Consider the following 18,003-nt stretch of genomic DNA (forward strand, 5'->3'; position numbering starts at 1 on the left):
CTCAGAATCCCGCGACATCGAGCCCGTCGGCAAAACCTTCGCCAAGCGCGCTGGCAAGCTGGCCGCTGCCGCGCACGTCCGCCGCGGCCGCGATGTCGCGCACCTCGACGGTTTCCAGCACCTTGGCCCAGAGATCACGCTGAAGATAGACCCGCATGACGATGTTGATCGCAAGCGCCAAAGCGAGATAGCCGATGACCATCATCACGACCATCGGGATGCTCCTGGCGGCATTGTCGGAGCCGAACACCTGTTCGGCCGGAACGCCGCTCAGCTGGACCACCAGCAAGGCGCTGCAGCCGAGATAGGCGGCGAAAGCCATCGAGAGCAGCGTCCACCAGCCGATCACCTTCCAGTACAGGCCGTAGAAGGCGTCGTGAGGCAGGTTGGACGACAGGCTGACGCCGCCGATGCGGATGCCGTCGAGCCACCAGCGCCATTCACGTGCTTTGAACTCGGCATAGAAGAACGGTGCGAGCGGGAAAATCAGCAGCGCGATCGGGCTGAGCAGCCACAGCCACCAGGCGCGCTTGAAGAAGGTCCAGCCGTCGCCCTCAAAATCGCCGCGGAGATCGCCGTAATGGCTGTGCTGCATCTTGTAGCGTTCGAGCGCGGCCGCGCGCCAGGGCAGCGCCAGGCCGAGCGTCAGCAGCACGAGCAGGCCCCACGCCATGGCGCGGAACGAATAGGCCCAGCCCGAGCCGTCCATCCAGAAGCGAACGCCGCGCCAGACCGTGCGCGTCAGCCGGTAGCGTCGCGCGCGAAAAATCGCGAACTGGCCGAAGGCGTAGAAGCCGATGAACAGCGGCGTCGAGGCGAAGCCCTGCCAGCGCTCGAATTCAATGCCGATCAGGAAGTAGGCGAGGTAGATCGGCACCAGGATCGCGAGTGCGAACAGGAAGCCGACCAGGAGCTCCTTGGCGCGGCCGGTATATTCGGCGGCATCGCCGTCGATCGCGGTGTTCGCCCACAGATGACGGCGAATGTCGGTGACGAGCCAGAACCGGTAGAAGCCGAAGGTGACGAGCTCCAGCATGGCACCCTTGGTGACCATTTTCCGGAATTCGGTGCGGTCACCGCTGAAATCGAACCGCGCGGGCGGCAGCGGCGGCGGCAGCGGCTCGGAGCCGATCGGGGTCCATTGCATGTCATTCACGGCGGCAACCTCGGGATGCGGTCTTGGTCGGGTCAAACTATAGATCAGAGGTTAGTCGCCCCTGAGATGGCGGGGTTCGATTTACCTCGATTTCAGTCGGTTTCTGGCACGATTTCACGACAAACGGCGTGCGGAGGGTCACGCTGGCTAGGTCCTGTAGCCCGGGTGAGCGAAGCGATACCCGGAAACGCGCGAGCAAAGTCCCGGATGTCGCTTCGCTCATCCGGGCTACGCACCCAATCTTGTGACAAAACTCTCCCTTGCTCCGGCGCGGACAACCGGCTGTAATTGCAAATCAAATACCGCAGCGCAGAATTCAACGAGAACGCGCGGTACGTGCCAGGGAGAACGGTCATGCATGGGACCATCGAGAGCGCGGCCAAGCTCGATGCACTTCGCGAGCGCGCCACGACACTGCCACTGGAGCAATTCGATCCGGGCGATCCGGAATTGTTCAGGACCGATACGTTCTGGCCGTATTTCGATCGGCTGCGCCGGGAAGATCCCGTGCACTATTGCAAGGACTCGATGTTCGGGCCGTATTGGTCGGTGACGCGCTACAACGACATCATGGAGATCGAGACCAACCATTCGGTGTTCTCCTCGGCGTCCTCGCTCGGCGGCATCACCATCCGCGACATCGACCCCGACCTGCGCCGCGAGAGCTTCATCTCGATGGACCCGCCGCGCCATGCCGCGCAGCGCAAGACCGTGGCGCCGATGTTCACGCCGACGCATCTGGACAATCTCGCCCTCAACATCCGCAAGCGCTCGGCCGAATGCCTGGACAATCTGCCCGTGGGCCAGGTGTTCGACTGGGTCGACCGGGTCTCGATCGAACTGACGACGCAGATGCTTGCGGTGCTGTTCGACTTTCCCTGGGAGGACCGCCGCAAGCTGACGCGCTGGTCCGATATCGCCACCACGATTCCCGGCCCCGACGGGCTCGTCGCAACCGAAGACGAGCGGCAGGTCGAGCTGGCCGAATGCGCCGGCTATTTCGCAAGGCTGTGGAAGGAGCGCATCGCGCAGCCGCCGAAGAGCGACCTGCTCTCGATGATGGCGCATGGCGAAGCGACACGCGACATGGACGCCAAGAACTTCCTTGGCAATCTCGTGCTTTTGATCGTCGGCGGCAACGACACCACCCGCAATACCATGTCGGGCTCGCTGCTCGCGCTGAGCCAGCATCCGGAGCAATATCGCAAGCTGCGCGAAAACCCCGCATTGCTCGACAGCTTCGTTCCCGAAGTGATCCGCTGGCAGACGCCGCTGGCGCATATGCGGCGCACCGCGCTCACCGACTTCGAGTTCCGCGGCAAGCAGATCAGGAAAGGTGACAAGGTCGTGATGTGGTACGTCTCGGGCAACCGCGACGAGGAGGCGATCGAGAGGCCCTACGACTTCATCATCGACCGCGCCCGCCCGCGCACGCATCTGTCCTTCGGCTTCGGCATCCACCGCTGCGTGGGTCTCAGGCTTGCTGAACTCCAGCTCAAGATAATTTGGGAAGAAATCCTCAGGCGTTTCGACCATATTGATGTGGTCGGCGAGCCGAAGCGGGTCTATTCCAGCTTCGTGAAGGGTCTGGAAGAGCTGCCGGTGAAGATTGCGGCGTGAGTTCGAGCTATAACGACGGGGATGCTGCGCCCCCTCTCCCGCTTGCGGGGGAGGGTTGGGGTGGGGGTCTCTCCTCAAGCGAGAACCCTCAAGAGGATAGAACCCTCACCCGGCGCGCGGGACGATGCTTTGCATCGCCCGGGACGCGCCGACCTCTCCCGCAAGCGGGAGAGGTAGACACCAACTGGAGCCACGACGATGAACATTCAAACGCCGGTTAAAGTGGACAAGGCCGAACGCATGCGCAGGGCTCGCGAGGAGGCCTATGCGACGCCGCTGGCGCAATTCCACCCCGGCGCGCCCCGGCTGTTCCAGGACGACACGCTGTGGCCGTGGTTCGAGCGGCTGCGCAAGGAAGAGCCGGTGCACTACTGCACCAACGCGCCGATCGAGCCCTATTGGTCGGTGGTGAAATACGACGACATCATGCATGTCGACACCAACCACGGCATCTTCTCCTCGGACTCGACGCTCGGCGGAATCGCGATCCGCGACGTGCCGCCCGGCTACGACTATCCGAGCTTCATCGCGATGGACCAGCCAAAACACTCGTCGCAGCGCAAGACAGTGTCGCCGATGTTCACCCCGACACATCTGGACGAGCTGGCCAAGCTGATCCGGCAGCGCTCGCAGACCGTGCTCGACAATCTGCCGCGCAACGAGACCTTCAACTTCGTCGAGCGCGTCTCGATCGAGCTGACGACGCAGATGCTGGCGACCCTGTTCGACTTCCCTTGGGAGGAGCGGCGCAAGCTGACGCGCTGGTCGGACGTCTCGACCGCGCTGCCCAAGAGCGGCATCGTCGCCTCGGCCGAGGAGCGCCGCCGCGAGATGGACGAGTGCTACGCCTACATGTCGAAGCTGTGGAACGAACGCGTCAACTCGGCGCCGCGCAACGACTTGCTGTCGCTGATGGCGCATAACGATGCCACGCGCCACATGGACCCCGACAACCTCATGGGCAATATCATCCTGCTCATCGTCGGCGGCAACGACACCACGCGCAACACCATGACCGGCTCGGTGCTGGCGCTGAACGAGAACCCCGAGCAATACGACAAGCTCCGCGCCAATCCGGAGCTGATCGACTCCATGGTGCCGGAGGTGATCCGCTGGCAGACGCCGCTGGCGCATATGCGGCGCACCGCGTTGCAGGACACCGAGATCGGCGGCAAGCACATCAGGAAGGGCGACCGCGTGGTGATGTGGTACGTCTCCGGCAACCGCGACGAGGAGATGTTCGAGAAGCCGAACGATTTCATCATCGACCGCCCGCGCCCGCGCACCCACCTCTCCTTCGGCTTCGGTATCCACCGCTGCGTCGGCATGCGCCTCGCCGAGCTGCAGCTCAAGATCGTCTGGGAGGAGATGCTGAAGCGCTTCGACCGCATCGAGGTCGTCGGCGAGCCGAAGCGGATCTATTCGAGCTTCATCAAGGGATACGAGACGCTGCCGGTGAGGATTCCGGGGTAGGCGCGCTTCCAAGAAGGCGTTTGGGGCAAGCTGCCTCTCAACCTCCACTGTCATGCTCCGCGAAAGCGGGGCATCCAGTACGCCGCGGCGTCTCGGTTCCAGCCGCGCGGCCTCTGGAATACTGGATTGCCCGCCTTCGCGGGCAATGACAGCGAGGGTGAGGCGGAGAGCGCCTCGTCCCTGACACGCGTCAGGCTCCACACCTTCAGCTATAAAATTCCGGCATGACAGCTCGCGCCAGATGCGAAGGCAGGACAGCGCCCGACTGGTCTACGACGTCAGCACATCTAGCTCAACTTGATGTCCCACACGCCGTCCTTGCGGCAGGCGGCGACCTCGTCGCGCAGGAGCGCCGTGACGGCGAGCGAAGCGATCGAGACCGGGCGGTCGATCGGAGAAGCGAAAATGAGCTCGCGTGTCATCGGCTTCGAGACCACGGCGGTTTCCAGCCGCCCGTCCGCGACCTCGCCGTGGACCGACGAGGGCGGCAGCAGCGCGAAGCCGAGGCCCTCCTCGACCAGGCTCGTCAGCACGCGAAACGAATCCGCCTCGAGCTGGACATCGAGCTTGATCTTGCGCTGGGCGGCCGCGTGCTCGATCAGCGCGCGGAGGCCGTGCGAATGAGAGGGCAGCACCAGCCGCTGCCGCAACAGCCAGCCGATGTCGACGCTCTTCTTGCGCGCAAGGCCGCAGCCGCGCGGGCCGACCGCGACGATGTTGTCGCGCCCGAGGCTCTCCACGTTGAGATGCAGATCGGCGGAGCGGCCGTAGAGGATGCCGAGATCCATCTCGCCGCGATGCAGCCATTCGACCAGATGACCGCTGTAGCTCTCGACGATGCGCAGCGAAATGCCGGGAAACTTCTCGACGCAGCGCCGCGCAAAGCGCGCCGACAGCACGCAGCTCACGGTTGGAACGAGGCCGAGCACGACCTGGCCGGACGGCGGCCCCTTGGACGACTGGATGTCGTCGCGGATCTGGTCGATCTGCCGCACGATGCCGGAGGTCCGCGCCAGCAGCAGCCGGCCGGCTTCGGTCAGCACCATGCCGCGGCCGTTGCGGGTGAACAGCTCGGTGCGCAGCTCGTGTTCCAGGAGCTTGATCTGCCTGGAGAGCGCTGGCTGCGCCACGCGCAGCGTGTCGGAGGCCTTGGACAGGCTGCCGAGCTCGGCCACGCAACTGAAGGTCCTGAGCTGACGAAAATCCATGCTTGCCAATCCTGGAAGGCTATTCCATACGCTATAACAAATAAGCATAGGGGGCTGGCGTTGTTTCCACAACGCCTCGGGATCGGCCGGCGTTATCTTGACTGCCGCTAGAGAATTGGAAACGCCATGAGTGAAGAACACCACATCGAAGATTACGCCGACATCCGCGACGCCGTCGCAAAGCTCTGCGCGCAGTTTCCCGGCGAATATTGGCGCAAGCTCGATCGCGAGATGGCCTACCCGAAGGCATTCGTCGATGCGCTGACTGAGGCCGGTTACCTCTCGGTGCTGATCCCCGAGGAATATGGCGGCGCGGGCCTGAAGCTTTCGGCGGCAGCCGCGATCCTGGAAGAGATCCAGCGCGCGGGCTGCAACGGCGGCGGCTGCCATGCCCAGATGTACACGATGGGCACGGTGCTGCGGCACGGCAACGCCGAGCAGAAGGCAAAGTATCTGCCGAAGATCGCGAGCGGCGAATTGCGCCTGCAGGCCTTCGGCGTCACCGAGCCGACCAGCGGCACCGACACCTCCTCGCTGAAGACCTTTGCGCGCAAGGAGGGCAACGACAGCTACATCGTCAATGGACAGAAGATCTGGATCAGCCGCGCCGAGCATTCCGACCTGATGGTGCTGCTGGCGCGCACCACGCCGAAGGAGCAGGCGAAGAAGCGCACCGACGGCCTCTCCGTGTTCATCGTCGACATGCGCGAGGCCAAGAACAACGGCCTCGAGATCCGCCCGATCCGCACCATGATGAACCATGCCACCACCGAAGTGTTCTTTACCGACATGAAGGTGCCGGCGGAGAACCTGATCGGCGAGGAGGGCAAGGGCTTTCGCTACATCCTCTCCGGCATGAATGCCGAGCGCATTTTGATCGCCGCTGAATGCGTCGGCGACGCCAAATGGTTCATCGCCAAGGCGACCAATTACGCCAAGGAGCGCAGCGTCTTCGGCCGACCGATCGGCCAGAACCAGGGCATCCAGTTCCCGATCGCCAAGGCTTACGCCTCGATGCGCGCGGCCGAGCTGATGGTGAAGGAAGCCACGCGCAAATACGAAGCCGGGTTAGACTGCGGCGCCGAGGCCAACATGGCCAAGATGCTGGCGGCTGACGCGTCCTGGGAAGCGGCGAATGCCTGCATCCAGACTCATGGCGGCTTCGGCTTCGCCGAGGAATACGACGTCGAGCGCAAATTCCGCGAGACGCGGCTGTATCAAGTCGCGCCGATCTCGACCAACCTCGTGCTGTCCTTCGTCGCCGAGCACGTGCTCGGCATGCCGCGCTCGTACTGAGGCCACCATCATGGGAGCATTGGACGGGATCCGGGTGATTGCGGTCGAGCAGGCGGTGGCGGCGCCGTTCTGCTCCTCGCGGCTGGCGGATGCCGGCGCGGAGGTGATCAAGATCGAGCGGCCCGAGGGCGATTTCGCCCGCGGCTATGATGCGGCGGCCAAGGGCCAGAGCAGCTATTTCGTCTGGCTCAACCGCGGCAAGCAATCGGCCGTGGTCGATCTCGCCACCAAGGAAGGCTGCGCCAAGCTGGAGCAGCTGATTGCGAGCGCCGACGTGCTGATCCAGAACCTCAAGCCCGGCTCGATGGACAAGCTCGGCTTCTCGCGCGAGCGGCTGCTGAAGGACTATCCGAAGCTGATCTCGTGCACAATCACCGGCTATGGCGACGAAGGCCCCTACGCGCACCGCAAGGCCTATGATTTGCTGATTCAGGCCGAGAGCGGCCTCGCCTCGATCACCGGCAGTCCGGACGGCGCCTCGCGTGTCGGCATGTCGATCGTGGACGTCGCCACCGGCGCCACCGCGCATGCGGCGATCCTGGAGGCACTGATCGGACGCGGGCGCACCGGCAAGGGCTGTGACATCCGCATCTCCATGTTCGACGTGATGGCGGACTGGTGCACCGTGCCGCTGCTCAATTCCGAAGCCGGCAATCCGCCCAAGCGCATGGGCCTGCGCCACCCCTCGATCGCGCCCTATGGCGTGTTCACGTCCAGCGACGGCAAGGACATTCTGATCTCGATCCAGAGCGAGCGCGAGTGGAAGACGCTGTGCGCCAAGGTGCTCGATCAGCCCGACCTTCCCGCCGATCCCCGCGTCGCCAACATGGTCGAGCGCGTGCGCAACCGCGACTTCACCGACACGACGGTGGCGGAGGCCTTCGGCAAGATGACGCGCGACGAGCTGCTCAAGCGGCTGTCGGACGCCGACATCGCCTTTGCCGAGGTCAACACCATGGCCGACCTCACCAGGCATCCGCATCTGCGCCGCATCGAAGTCGACACGCCGAATGGGCGCGTCAGCTATCCCGCGCCGGCACCGATCATCGTCGGCGAGACGCGCGCTTACGGCGCTGTTCCCGCGATCGGCGAAAAGCCAAAGTCGAACAAGTAACAGAGCGAGGCGTCATGACCGAGAAGCTCGACATCGAACACTTGCGGCAATGGATCGGCCGCAGCACGGAAGCCACCGACATCGTCACTGCGCAGCTCGTCATGGGCCTGCGTGCGACGCTGTTCCAGGAGGTCGGCGAGCCCAGGAAGGGTGACGCCGCACCGTTCACGGTGCATTGGTGCCTGGCGCAGCCGGTGTTTCCGATGTCGATGCTCGGGCCCGACGGCCATCCGACCCGCGGCGGCTTCCTGCCGCCGGTGCCGCTGCCGCGCCGGATGTGGGCCGGCGGCGAGATCGAGTTCCTGCAGCCGCTGCAGGTCGGCGATGAATCGACGCGGACCTCGCGCATTGCCGACGTGCAGGTGAAGACGGGCTCGACCGGGACGCTGTGCTTCGTTTCAGTTGAGCACAGCATCTCCTCGCCACGCGGCACCGCCATCCGCGAGCGCCACGACATCGTCTATCGCGAGATGACGAGCAACGCGCCAGCGAGCGCGAAGGCCCCGCCTCCGCCGCCGAAGGCGCAGCACCGCGAGACGCATGTCTCGGATCCCGTGCTGCTGTTCCGCTATTCCGCGCTGACCTTCAACGGCCATCGCATCCATTACGATCGCGACTACGTCACCAAGGTCGAGGGATATCCGGGCCTGATCTTCCACGGGCCGTTGCAGGCCGCGCTGATCATCGAGATGGCGGCGAAGCTGCACGGCGGCAAAGCGCCGAAGAAGTTCACCTATCGGGGCCTGCAGCCGCTGTTCGAGGGCAGCGAGTTCTCCATCAACGCCAACGAGACCGAAGCGGGCATGGAGCTGTGGACCGCAAACGCGGAAGGGCAGCCGACGATGAAGGGCACGGCGGTGTGGTAGGTTTGTCATTCCGGGGCATCGCGCAGCGATGAACCCGGAATCTCGAGATTCCAGGTTCGATGCTTCATCGCCCCGGAATGACGCCATGACAATAAGCATTCGGGGACGGAAACCATGGCCAAGAACGGCAAGAGCGGCAGCAAATCCGTCACCGTCAAGCAGGCGACGCTCGATCTGCTGCGGGCGTTCGGCATCAAAAAAATATTCGGCAATCCCGGCTCGACCGAGCTGCCGTTCCTCAGCGACTGGCCCGATGACATCGACTACGTGCTTGCTCTGCAGGAAGCCAGCGCCGTCGGCATGGCCGATGGCTACGCACAGGCGACGCGCAATGCCAGCTTCGTCAATCTGCATTCGGCCGCCGGCGTCGGCAACGCGCTCGGCAACATCTACACCGCGCATCGCAACCAGACCCCGCTGGTGATCACCGCCGGCCAGCAGGCGCGCTCGATCCTCCCCTTGCAGGCGTTTCTTTATGCGGAGCGCGCGTCGGAGTTTCCGCGGCCTTACGTCAAATACAGCGTCGAGCCGGCGCGGCCCGAGGACGTGCCGGCCGCGATCGCACGCGCCTATTACACCGCGATGCAGCCGCCATGCGGGCCGACCTTCGTGTCGATCCCGGTCGACGACTGGACGCATGCCTGCGCGCCGGTCGAGGCGCGCACGGTCAGCCGCGAGAGCGGGCCCGAGCTCGATGCGATGAAGGCGCTGGTCACAGCGTTCGGTTCGGCAAAGGACCCTGCCCTCGTGGTCGGCCCCGGAATCGATCGCGCCGGTGCGGTCGATCTGATGGTGCGCGTCGCCGAGAAGGCCAGGGCGAGCGTCTGGGTCAGCCCGTTCTCGGCGCGCTGCTCGTTTCCCGAGCGGCATCCGCAATTCGCGGGCTTCCTGCATGCTTCGCCCGCTCAACTCTCCGACGCGCTGCGCGAGCACGACCTCGTCGTCGTCATCGGCGCGCCGGTGTTCACCTTCCACGTCGAGGGCCATGCCGCGATCTTCGATGGCGGCGCGACGATCTTCCAGATCACGGACGATCCGGATGCGGCGGCGGTGACGCCCATCGGCACCAGCATCATCGCTACCATGAAGCCGGCGCTGAGCCTGCTGCTCGACCTGCTGCCGGAGAGCAAGCGCGCCACGCCAAACGGCCGCACGCTGCCGCCGGCACCGCAAGCCTCCGATCCCCTGCCGGTCGAATTCCTGCTGCACGCGCTGTCGCAGGCGATGCCGGAAGGCAGCTCGCTGGTCGAAGAAGTGCCCTCGCACCGGCCGGCGATGCAAAAGTTCATGCCGATGCACGGCCAGGACAGCTTTTACACCATGGCGAGCGGCGGCCTCGGCTACTCCCTGCCCGCCGCCGTCGGCATGGCGCTCGGCAAGCCGAACAGCCGCACCGTGTGCCTGATCGGCGACGGCTCGGCGATGTATTCGATCCAGGCACTGTGGACCGCCGCGCAGCGCAAGCTGCCGCTCACCGTGGTCGTCATCAACAATTCCGGCTACGGCGCGATGCGCTCGTTCAGCCAGGTGATGCAGGTGCGCAACGTGCCCGGTCTGGAGCTGCCGGGACTCGATTTCGTCCGGCTCGCCGAAGGCATGGGCTGCGATGCGGTGCGGGTGAGCAAGGCGGCTGAGCTCGGCGAGGCGCTCAAGCGCGGGATGGCGTTCGCCGGCACGAGCCTGGTGGAAGTCGTCGTGGATTCGGCGGTGCCGGTGCTGTACGGGCAGAAGCATTGAGGCGCGCGTAGCCCGCATGAGCGGAGCGACATGCGGGAACGCTCTCCCGGATATCGCTGCGCTCATCCGGGCTACGACGCCAAAAATCCGCCATCTGCCGCCAGCACGTGTCCGACCACATAGGACGACGCATCCGACGACAGCCACACCACGGCTTCCGCCACCTCTTCCGGGCTCCCCATCCGCCGCAGCGGCAGGCCGGCGCTGACGGTTGCGATATCGCCGACGCCGGCGCGCAGCATCATGTCGGTGACGACGCGGCCCGGCGCGATGGCGTTGATGCGGATGCCGCGCGGGGCGTTCTCCATCGCCGCCGAGCGCGTCAGCGAGATCGCGGCGGCCTTCGAGGCCGAGTAGAGCGAGAAGCCGGGATTGGGATTGCGCACGCCGCTGACGGAGGCGTTGACCACGATGCTGCCGCGCCCTTGCGCCAGCATGACGGGCAATTGATGGCGCAGGCACAGGAACAGCGCGCGGACATTGGTGTCGAACACGCTGTCGTAGATATCCGTGCCCTGCTCTTCCAGCGGCGCGCGGCGCTCCTGGAAGCCGGCATTGTTGAAGGCGACGTCGAGCCGGCCGCAGCGCTCGATCGCCGTGCCGACAAGACGCGCGACCTCGTCCTCGTGCGTGATGTCGGTCTTGAGCGCGATCGCCTCGGCGCCGAGCTTGCGGCACGAAGCGGCGGTCGCCTCGATCTCGGCTTCACGCCGTCCCGCCACGATGACCGCCTCGGCGCCTTCGGTCGCCATCCGCAGCGCTGTGGCGCGGCCGATGCCGCTGCCGCCGCCGGTCACCAGGCAGACCTTGCCCGTCATCCGCGTTCCCGCCGGCAATGCTCCGCTCATGGTCCACTCCAAAACGCTTGCGCGCGCCGTTGCGCGTATATAGTTGTATGATACAACTATGCGCAGAGAGTCAAGATGGCCGAGCTTGCCTTGATCGACGACATTCGCGCCGCCTCGCGGCTGATGGTGCGCGAGCTCGGCTTCATGGATGCGACGGTGGCGGCCTCGGACTATCCGCCGTCGGCCGTGCACACGATCCTGGAGATCGGCATTCGCGGCCCGATGAATTCGGGCGAGCTCGGCGATTTCCTGCGGCTGGAGAAGTCCAGCGTCAGCCGCCTGGTGCGCAAGCTGATCGATTGCGGCGAGCTCAGGGAGACGCCGGATGACAGTGACGCACGCAGCAAGCTGCTGTCGCTGACGGCGAAGGGCCGGCGCACGCTGGACGCGCTGCACGCGTTCGGCCGGCAGCAGGTGCGCGGCGCGCTGGCGGCGTTGACAGAAGTGGAGCAGCGCAAGGTGCGCGAGGGCATGATGCTCTATGCGCGGGCGTTGCGGGCGAGCCGGGTGGAGGAGAAGGCGGTGGTGTAAGCTGTACTCACGGTGTCATCGCCCGCGAAGGCGGGCGATCCAGTACTCCGTGACGTCAGTGATTCAATCGATGAGCTGCGGCGTACTGGATGCCCCGCTTTCGCGGAGCATGACAGCGTCAATCGCAGCAACAGCGCCGGTTACTTCCCGAAATCCTCCCGCATCCTGGCCTGGATCTTGGCCATGCCGCCGAGCCAGCGGTCGTAATTCTCAGTCTTCTTGCGCATGTAGCCGAGCACCTGGGGGTGCGGCAGGATCAGGAAGGTCTCCTGCTCGAGGCCAGCGAGCACGTCTTTCGCAACCTGCTCCGGCGTGAGGTCGCCGTCGCCGGATTGCGGGCCCTTGGGGATCGAGCGCAGCATGTTGGTGTCGACGCCCTGCGGGCAGAGGATCGAGACCTTGATGTTGTCGGCCTTGTGCGAGATCGCGAGATTCTCGGCAAAGCCCACCGCGGCGTGCTTGGTGGTGGAATAAGCAGGGCTGCCGACCTGGGACAGCAGGCCCGCGGCCGAGATCGTGTTGAGGAAATAGCCGCCGCCGCGCGCCTTCATGCGGGGGATGAGATGCCGTGCGGCATAGACATGGGCCATGACGTGGATCGCCCAGCTGCGCTGCCAGGGCTCGTCGGAGGCGCCGCCGGCATTGACCGACATCGGATCGAATCCGCCGCCGATACCGGCATTGGAGCAGAACAGATCGATGGGCCCGAACTGCCGCTCGGTCTCCTCGATGACGTGCGCGATATCCTTTTCCTGCGCGACATCGCATTTGAAGGCGGCGCCATCCACCATCGCCGCGACGGCCCTTGCGTTGTCGGCGTCCATGTCCGCGACCACGACCTTGGCCGCCCGCGCGTTGTGAAAAGCCTCACACAGCGCCTTGCCGATGCCATTGGCGCCGCCCGTGACGACCACGACCTTGCCGGTCACCTGCATGCGACGTCTCCTCTTCTTACCGCTCGTCTTATCCCGCTGGGCGGGAATTGTTCAGCTCAACACGAGGTCGAGCACCGCGGTATAATGGCATGCCGCGCCGGCCAAGACAAAGCCGTGCCAGATCGCATTCTGGAAGCGCAGCCGCCGCCAGGCGTGGAAGATGACGCCGAAGCTGTAGAGCAGGCCGCCCGCGAGGATGAAGCCCAGCACCAGCGCAGGCAGCGCCTTGACTACGGCGTCGTAGAGCATCACGCCGCTCCAGCCCATCGCGAGATAGATGCCGACGGCGACGCGGTCGAACCGGCCGGGGAAGCGAAGCTTGAGGACGATGCCGAGGATAGCAACGCACCAGACGCAGACGAGCAGCGCCAGTGCAAACACGCTGTCCTTCAGCTCCAGGATGAACGGCGTATAGGTCGCCGCGATCAGCAGGTAGATCGCCGAATGGTCGAACCGTCGCAGCAGCCATTTCGCCGGCGACACCGGCCAGAGGTTATAGGTCGCCGACAGCACCAGCATCGAGAGCAGGCCCGAGACGTAGATCGAGACGCCGACGATGTCGGTGGCGTCGGCATAGACAGCCGTCAGCACCACCAGCACGGTCGCGGCAACGAGGCCGGAGAGGACGCCGATCGCGTGGATGATTCCGTCGGCGATGAGCTCGGCGCGGTCGTAGTTCCAGCCCATCGCGTCGGCTGCGGCGTGAACGGAGGTGGATGCGAAGTGTTTCAGTTGGAAGACGGTCATGGCAATCCGCAAGGTGAGGTAAAGCCCTCTTCTATGGGTCTTTCGGGATCGGCGCGTCGTTCAAACGGCTGACTCGCCGACAAAGGCGGTGGAAGTATGGAGCTTGATTTTCCTCACGCAATTGCCACTTTTGTGAACGGCTACACAGTCCCGCCCGCCCCGGATCCAATAACGTTCATATGGCATTCAGTTTCCAGGATATGGTCGAAGAGGCGCGCCTGTCGGCCCGGGCGCTGATCGACTATGGCGAGCACTTCTTCAACCCGACGGTGCGGTTAGGCGTTACCGGCCTGTCGCGCGCCGGCAAGACCGTGTTCATCACCGCTCTGATCCACGGCCTCACCCGCGGCGGCCGGTTTCCGGTGTTCGACGCCTATGCCTCGGGCCGGATCGCACGGGCGCAGCTGGCGCCGCAGCCCGACGATGCCGTGCCGCGGTTTGCCTATGAGAGCCATCTGCGCGCGCTGGTCGAGGAACGGCATTGGCCGAGCTCGACCGTCGACATCAGCGAGCTCAGGCTCGTCATCGACTATCAGCGGCCGAACGGCGCCGACCGCACGCTGACGCTCGACATCGTTGACTATCCCGGAGAGTGGCTGCTCGACCTGCCGTTGCTGCAGAAGAGTTTCGAGCAATGGTCGACGGAGAGCCTGGCCTTGTCGCGCGAGGCGCCGCGCGCGCATCTGGCGAGCGAATGGCACGCGCATCTGGCAACGCTCAAGCCGGAGGCGCGCGAGGACGAGCAGGCGACGCTGACCGCTGCAAAGCTCTTCACCGACTATCTGCGCGCCTGCCGCGACGAGCGCTTCGCGATGAGCCTGTTACCGCCGGGCCGCTTCCTGATGCCCGGCAATCTCGCTGATACGCCGGCGCTGACCTTCGCGCCGCTCGACGTGCCCGCTGGCGGGCAGGCACCGGAAGGATCGCTGTGGGCGATGATGGTGCGCCGCTTCGAGGCCTACAAGGACGTGGTGGTGCGGCCGTTCTTCAGGGATCATTTCGCCCGGCTCGATCGCCAGATCGTGCTGGCCGACGCGCTGTCGGCGTTCAACTCCGGCCCCGAGGCGCTGCACGATCTCGAAGCAGCCCTCGCCGGCATTCTCGATTGCTTCAACATCGGCCGCAGCACGATCCTCTCCAGCCTGTTCCGCCCGCGCATCGACCGCATCCTGTTCGCGGCGACCAAGGCGGACCATCTGCATCATTCCAGCCACGACCGGCTCGAGGCCGTGCTGCGACGCGCCGTCTCCGGCGCCGTTGCGCGCGCGGAAAACACGGGCGCGGCGATCGACGTGGTGGCGCTTGCCGCGGTGCGTGCCACAAGGGAAGCGCAGGTCGCGCACGGCCGCGACAAACTGCCGTCGATCCTGGGAACACCGGCCGCAGGCGAGAGCGCCGGCGGCGAGTTCTTTGATGGTAATACGGAAGTAGCGACCTTTCCGGGCGATTTGCCGCTGGATCCCGAGCCGCTGTTCAACGGCAATGATGCGTTCCGCGGCCTCTCGACCCTGGCCGCGGAGAAGAGCGATTTCCGCTTCCTGCGCTTCCGCCCGCCCAGGCTCGAACGTGAGGGAACGAACGAGCCGACGCTGCCTCATATCCGCCTCGACCGTGCCTTGCAGTTCCTGATCGGAGACAAGCTCGCATGAACGACCGATCGAAGCCACGGCGGCCGGCGACGTTCCGGCTCGACGATCCCGGCGTCGTCGTCACCGAAGCCGACGAGACGGCGCGGCTCAGCCGCGCCACCATCCAGATCACACCGGAGCCGGATCCGGCGATGCTGCCGGTGCCGATCGCGGCCGCGCTGCCGGCGCGGCGCGGTTTTCCCTGGGGCACGCTATTCTGGTCCGGCCTCGGCGGATTGACCCTGCTCGGCGTCGGGCTTGGCGTCGTCCATCTGATCGAGGACCTGTTCGCGCGCAGCGAGACACTCGGCTATATCGGCCTCGCTTTTGCCTTCGTCACCGCGCTCGCGCTTGCCGTCGTGATCGGACGCGAGGCATACGGCCTCGCGCGCCTTGCGACGATCGAGAAACTGCATGAGCGCGCGGCATCAGTGCTTGCCAGCGACGACCGCAAGGAAAGCCGCGTCATCGTGCAGGATCTGCTCAAGATCGCGCACCAGAACCCGCAACTCGCGCGCGCCCGCGCCGCTCTGGAGAGCCACACCGGCGAGATCATCGACGGCGCCGACATGATCCGGCTCGCCGAGCGCGAGCTGATGTCGCCGCTGGATGCGGAAGCACGGCGGCTGGTGTCGTCGGCCGCGCAAAAGGTTTCGATCGTGACCGCGGTCTCCCCTCGCGCCGCGATCGACGTGCTGTTCGTGCTGGTCGCCGCGCTGCGCCTGATCCGCCAACTCGCTTTTCTCTATGGCGGCCGCCCCGGCGCGCTCGGCATGATCCGCCTGCTGCGTCACGTCATTGCCCATCTCGCCATCACCGGCGGCATGGCCGCGAGCGACAGCCTGGTGCAGCAGATGCTCGGCCACGGCATCGCGGCAAAGCTGTCGCAGCGGCTCGGCGAAGGCGTGCTGAACGGGTTGCTGACGGCGCGGCTGGGCCTTGCCGCGATCGACGTCACGAGGCCGCTGCCGTTCGCAGCGCTCCCGCCGCCGAAGCTGTCGGATCTCGCGACAGATCTGCTGCGGAAGAAGGACGGGGAGGATTAGCTTCTTCGCCTCTCCCCGCTTGCGGGGAGAGGGAGAGGAAAGCCAGCACCTTCCACCAGAACAGCGGCGAATCCTTTGGCGGCGACAGCTCGGGCGTCCAACCCGTGAGCTTTTCGATCACATAAGTATCCGAGCGAATGCCGCGCCAACGGCGTTCGACTTCGCCGAGCTGCTCGCGCTTCGCCGGGATATTCTCCCACAGCAACGAACGATCGTCCGGCTCGCGGCCGACATAGATGCCGGCGTGGCCCCTGATCCGGTCCATGCCGGGATCGCGGAAATCCTGGAAGCGGCCGCGCTCGTTGATCTCGATGACGGGCACGCGCCCCCTGAACAGCCAGCGCATCATGGCGTAGGTGCGGTAGTCCGTGGTCGCGATCCAGGTCGCGCCTGTGTCGTCGAGCGCGGCCTGCGTGCGCGCGGCGACCTGCTCGTAGCCGGACTCTGCGCCAATCGGATCGATCTTGCCGAGCAGATTCCAGGGCGCGGCGACGTAGTAGAGGAACACGATCACCACGAAGGCGATACCGGAGCCGACCGCTGTCCTCGCCCAGAACAGCGACGAGCTCAGCATCCGTGCCGACCAATCCTCCTTCATCATCGTCGCGAGGTTCACGGCCGTGGCGGCGAAGCCGACCGGCCACATGAACATCGGCCAGGTGTCGCCGACCCGAAGCGTGGTCGACTTCGCGAGGAAATACAGAAACGGCACCAGCACCGCGGCCGACAGCAGGATCGCCACCGGCTCGCGGGTGCGAGCGCCGCGCCATGCCGTCAGCACCAGCCCGGTCAGCACCACCGGCAACATGACGAAGCCGACCAGGCCGAACTGCAGGCCGATGAAGTCGCCGAGGGTGCGGAACGAGATGCCGTAATTGGCGGTGGCGCGCACGCCCTGGAAACGGAACGAGGCCCAATCGTGCTGTGCGTTCCAGACCAACACCGGCGAGAACACTGCCATTGCGACCAGCACCGCGAGATAAGGATAAGGGCTCCGCAGCCAGCGCCAGCGCCAATCCGGCACCAGCAGAAAGGCGGCAACTGCGGGGGCGAACATGATCGCGGTGAACTTCGAAAGCATCGACAGACCGGCGAACAGACCGGCCGCAAGCCACCAGCGTCCGTCGCCGCTCTGCGCCAGCCGCACCAGCGACCACATCATCGCCATTGCGAACGGGATCATGGCGACGTCGGGCGCGACCTTGGCCATCAGCAGGCCGTAATAGAGCGCAGCTTCCGGCATGAGCACGGCGAACACGACAGCGCGCGCATCATGGGTGAGGCGGCGGACGATGTCGGCCAGCAGACATTGCGTCACCAGCATCGCGACGATGCCGCCGAAGCGGACCCCGAGCGTGGTGTCGCCGAAGATCGCGGTGCCGAACCGGATCAGCCAGGCGATACCAGGGGGATGATCGAGGAAGCTGAGCGCGCCCTCCTTCGACCAGGTCCAGTAATAGGCCTCGTCGGTGCGCAGCTCGATCGCGGACGCGTAGACGATGCGCAGCAGCGTCATCGCGGCGATCACGAGCACGGCAACAAGGATGAGACGGCGTTCGGCGCCGTCTGGCTTCACGGAGATGTCGGGAGCGATCGTCACGGCCGCGCTTTTCCCCAACTTGGGACGGGGAGTCAATGTGGGGATGGTGCTCCAGTCTTCTCCCGTCGCCCCGGACGAGAGATCGTAGGGCGGGCAAAACGGCTTGTCCGCCGTAGCTCGAAGAGCGAAGGCGGAAGCGTGCCCACCATCAAGGGCTGCGATGCGAAATGGTGGGCACGACGCCAAAGGCGCCTTTGC

General features: G+C 65.4%; 15 protein-coding genes. 9 read left to right on the forward strand and 6 right to left on the reverse strand.

Features of this window, described 5'->3' with window-relative positions; genetic code table 11:
- Position 1: 1 nt before the first annotated feature.
- Positions 2-1,147, reverse strand: coding sequence for a DUF898 family protein (locus tag IVB24_RS35320; RefSeq protein WP_247774231.1), 1,146 nt, complete (start codon positions 1,145-1,147; stop codon positions 2-4).
- 363 nt (positions 1,148-1,510) lie between these two features.
- Here IVB24_RS35320 and IVB24_RS35325 point away from each other — a divergent pair, with 363 nt between their 5' ends.
- Complete coding sequence (locus tag IVB24_RS35325; RefSeq protein ID WP_247771203.1) at positions 1,511-2,776, forward strand: cytochrome P450; 1,266 nt, start codon at positions 1,511-1,513, stop codon at positions 2,774-2,776.
- Between the two features lie 198 nt (positions 2,777-2,974).
- Positions 2,975-4,249 carry a cytochrome P450 gene (locus IVB24_RS35330; RefSeq protein ID WP_247771207.1) on the forward strand — a complete coding sequence of 425 codons (1,275 nt, stop codon included), beginning with the start codon at positions 2,975-2,977 and terminating at the stop codon, positions 4,247-4,249.
- A 287-nt stretch (positions 4,250-4,536) separates the two neighbouring features.
- Here the strand turns inward: IVB24_RS35330 and IVB24_RS35335 are convergent, their stop codons facing one another.
- On the reverse strand, positions 4,537-5,457 hold the full coding sequence (locus tag IVB24_RS35335) for a LysR substrate-binding domain-containing protein (RefSeq protein WP_094972852.1): 921 nt from the start codon (positions 5,455-5,457) through the stop codon (positions 4,537-4,539).
- Between the two features lie 126 nt (positions 5,458-5,583).
- Here IVB24_RS35335 and IVB24_RS35340 point away from each other — a divergent pair, with 126 nt between their 5' ends.
- The 4 genes from IVB24_RS35340 (at position 5,584) to mdlC (ending at position 10,470) form a co-directional block, all read left to right on the forward strand.
- Positions 5,584-6,753, forward strand: a complete 1,170-nt coding sequence (locus tag IVB24_RS35340) for an acyl-CoA dehydrogenase family protein (RefSeq protein WP_247771208.1) — start codon at positions 5,584-5,586, stop codon at positions 6,751-6,753.
- Positions 6,754-6,763: 10 nt separating this feature from the next.
- Positions 6,764-7,867, forward strand: a complete 1,104-nt coding sequence (locus IVB24_RS35345; protein ID WP_247771209.1) for a CaiB/BaiF CoA-transferase family protein — start codon at positions 6,764-6,766, stop codon at positions 7,865-7,867.
- Positions 7,868-7,881: 14 nt separating this feature from the next.
- A complete protein-coding gene (locus tag IVB24_RS35350) occupies positions 7,882-8,733 on the forward strand; it encodes a MaoC family dehydratase N-terminal domain-containing protein (RefSeq protein WP_247771211.1) in 852 nt (283 codons plus the stop codon).
- Positions 8,734-8,847: 114 nt separating this feature from the next.
- Positions 8,848-10,470 (forward strand): benzoylformate decarboxylase, encoded by a 1,623-nt coding sequence (gene mdlC / locus IVB24_RS35355; protein ID WP_247771214.1) that lies wholly within the window; start codon positions 8,848-8,850, stop codon positions 10,468-10,470.
- 71 nt (positions 10,471-10,541) lie between these two features.
- Here the strand turns inward: mdlC and IVB24_RS35360 are convergent, their stop codons facing one another.
- Positions 10,542-11,318 (reverse strand): glucose 1-dehydrogenase, encoded by a 777-nt coding sequence (locus tag IVB24_RS35360; RefSeq protein ID WP_247771216.1) that lies wholly within the window; start codon positions 11,316-11,318, stop codon positions 10,542-10,544.
- Between the two features lie 75 nt (positions 11,319-11,393).
- Between IVB24_RS35360 and IVB24_RS35365 the strand changes: the two genes are divergently transcribed.
- The gene (locus IVB24_RS35365; protein ID WP_247771224.1) at positions 11,394-11,849 is read left to right on the forward strand and encodes a MarR family transcriptional regulator; all 456 of its coding nucleotides are present in this window, start codon (positions 11,394-11,396) and stop codon (positions 11,847-11,849) included.
- Between the two features lie 140 nt (positions 11,850-11,989).
- Here the strand turns inward: IVB24_RS35365 and IVB24_RS35370 are convergent, their stop codons facing one another.
- Both IVB24_RS35370 and IVB24_RS35375 read right to left on the reverse strand, forming a co-directional pair.
- Positions 11,990-12,784 (reverse strand): SDR family oxidoreductase, encoded by a 795-nt coding sequence (locus IVB24_RS35370; RefSeq protein WP_247771225.1) that lies wholly within the window; start codon positions 12,782-12,784, stop codon positions 11,990-11,992.
- 51 nt (positions 12,785-12,835) lie between these two features.
- The gene (locus tag IVB24_RS35375; RefSeq protein WP_247771226.1) at positions 12,836-13,531 is read right to left on the reverse strand and encodes a hemolysin III family protein; all 696 of its coding nucleotides are present in this window, start codon (positions 13,529-13,531) and stop codon (positions 12,836-12,838) included.
- A 179-nt stretch (positions 13,532-13,710) separates the two neighbouring features.
- Here IVB24_RS35375 and IVB24_RS35380 point away from each other — a divergent pair, with 179 nt between their 5' ends.
- Together IVB24_RS35380 and IVB24_RS35385 are read left to right on the forward strand one after the other, a co-directional pair.
- Positions 13,711-15,180, forward strand: coding sequence for a YcjX family protein (locus tag IVB24_RS35380; RefSeq protein WP_247771228.1), 1,470 nt, complete (start codon positions 13,711-13,713; stop codon positions 15,178-15,180).
- On the forward strand, positions 15,177-16,205 hold the full coding sequence (locus tag IVB24_RS35385) for a TIGR01620 family protein (protein ID WP_166467006.1): 1,029 nt from the start codon (positions 15,177-15,179) through the stop codon (positions 16,203-16,205). Before IVB24_RS35380 ends, IVB24_RS35385 begins: the two co-directional genes overlap by 4 nt.
- Here the strand turns inward: IVB24_RS35385 and IVB24_RS35390 are convergent.
- The gene (locus IVB24_RS35390) at positions 16,114-17,721 is read right to left on the reverse strand and encodes a glycosyltransferase family 39 protein (RefSeq protein WP_247774232.1); all 1,608 of its coding nucleotides are present in this window, start codon (positions 17,719-17,721) and stop codon (positions 16,114-16,116) included. The genes IVB24_RS35385 and IVB24_RS35390 overlap by 92 nt on opposite strands.
- Between the last annotated feature and the right edge of the window lie 282 nt (positions 17,722-18,003).

This window comes from Bradyrhizobium sp. 192 (genome assembly GCF_023100965.1).
Lineage (GTDB): Bacteria > Pseudomonadota > Alphaproteobacteria > Rhizobiales > Xanthobacteraceae > Bradyrhizobium > Bradyrhizobium symbiodeficiens.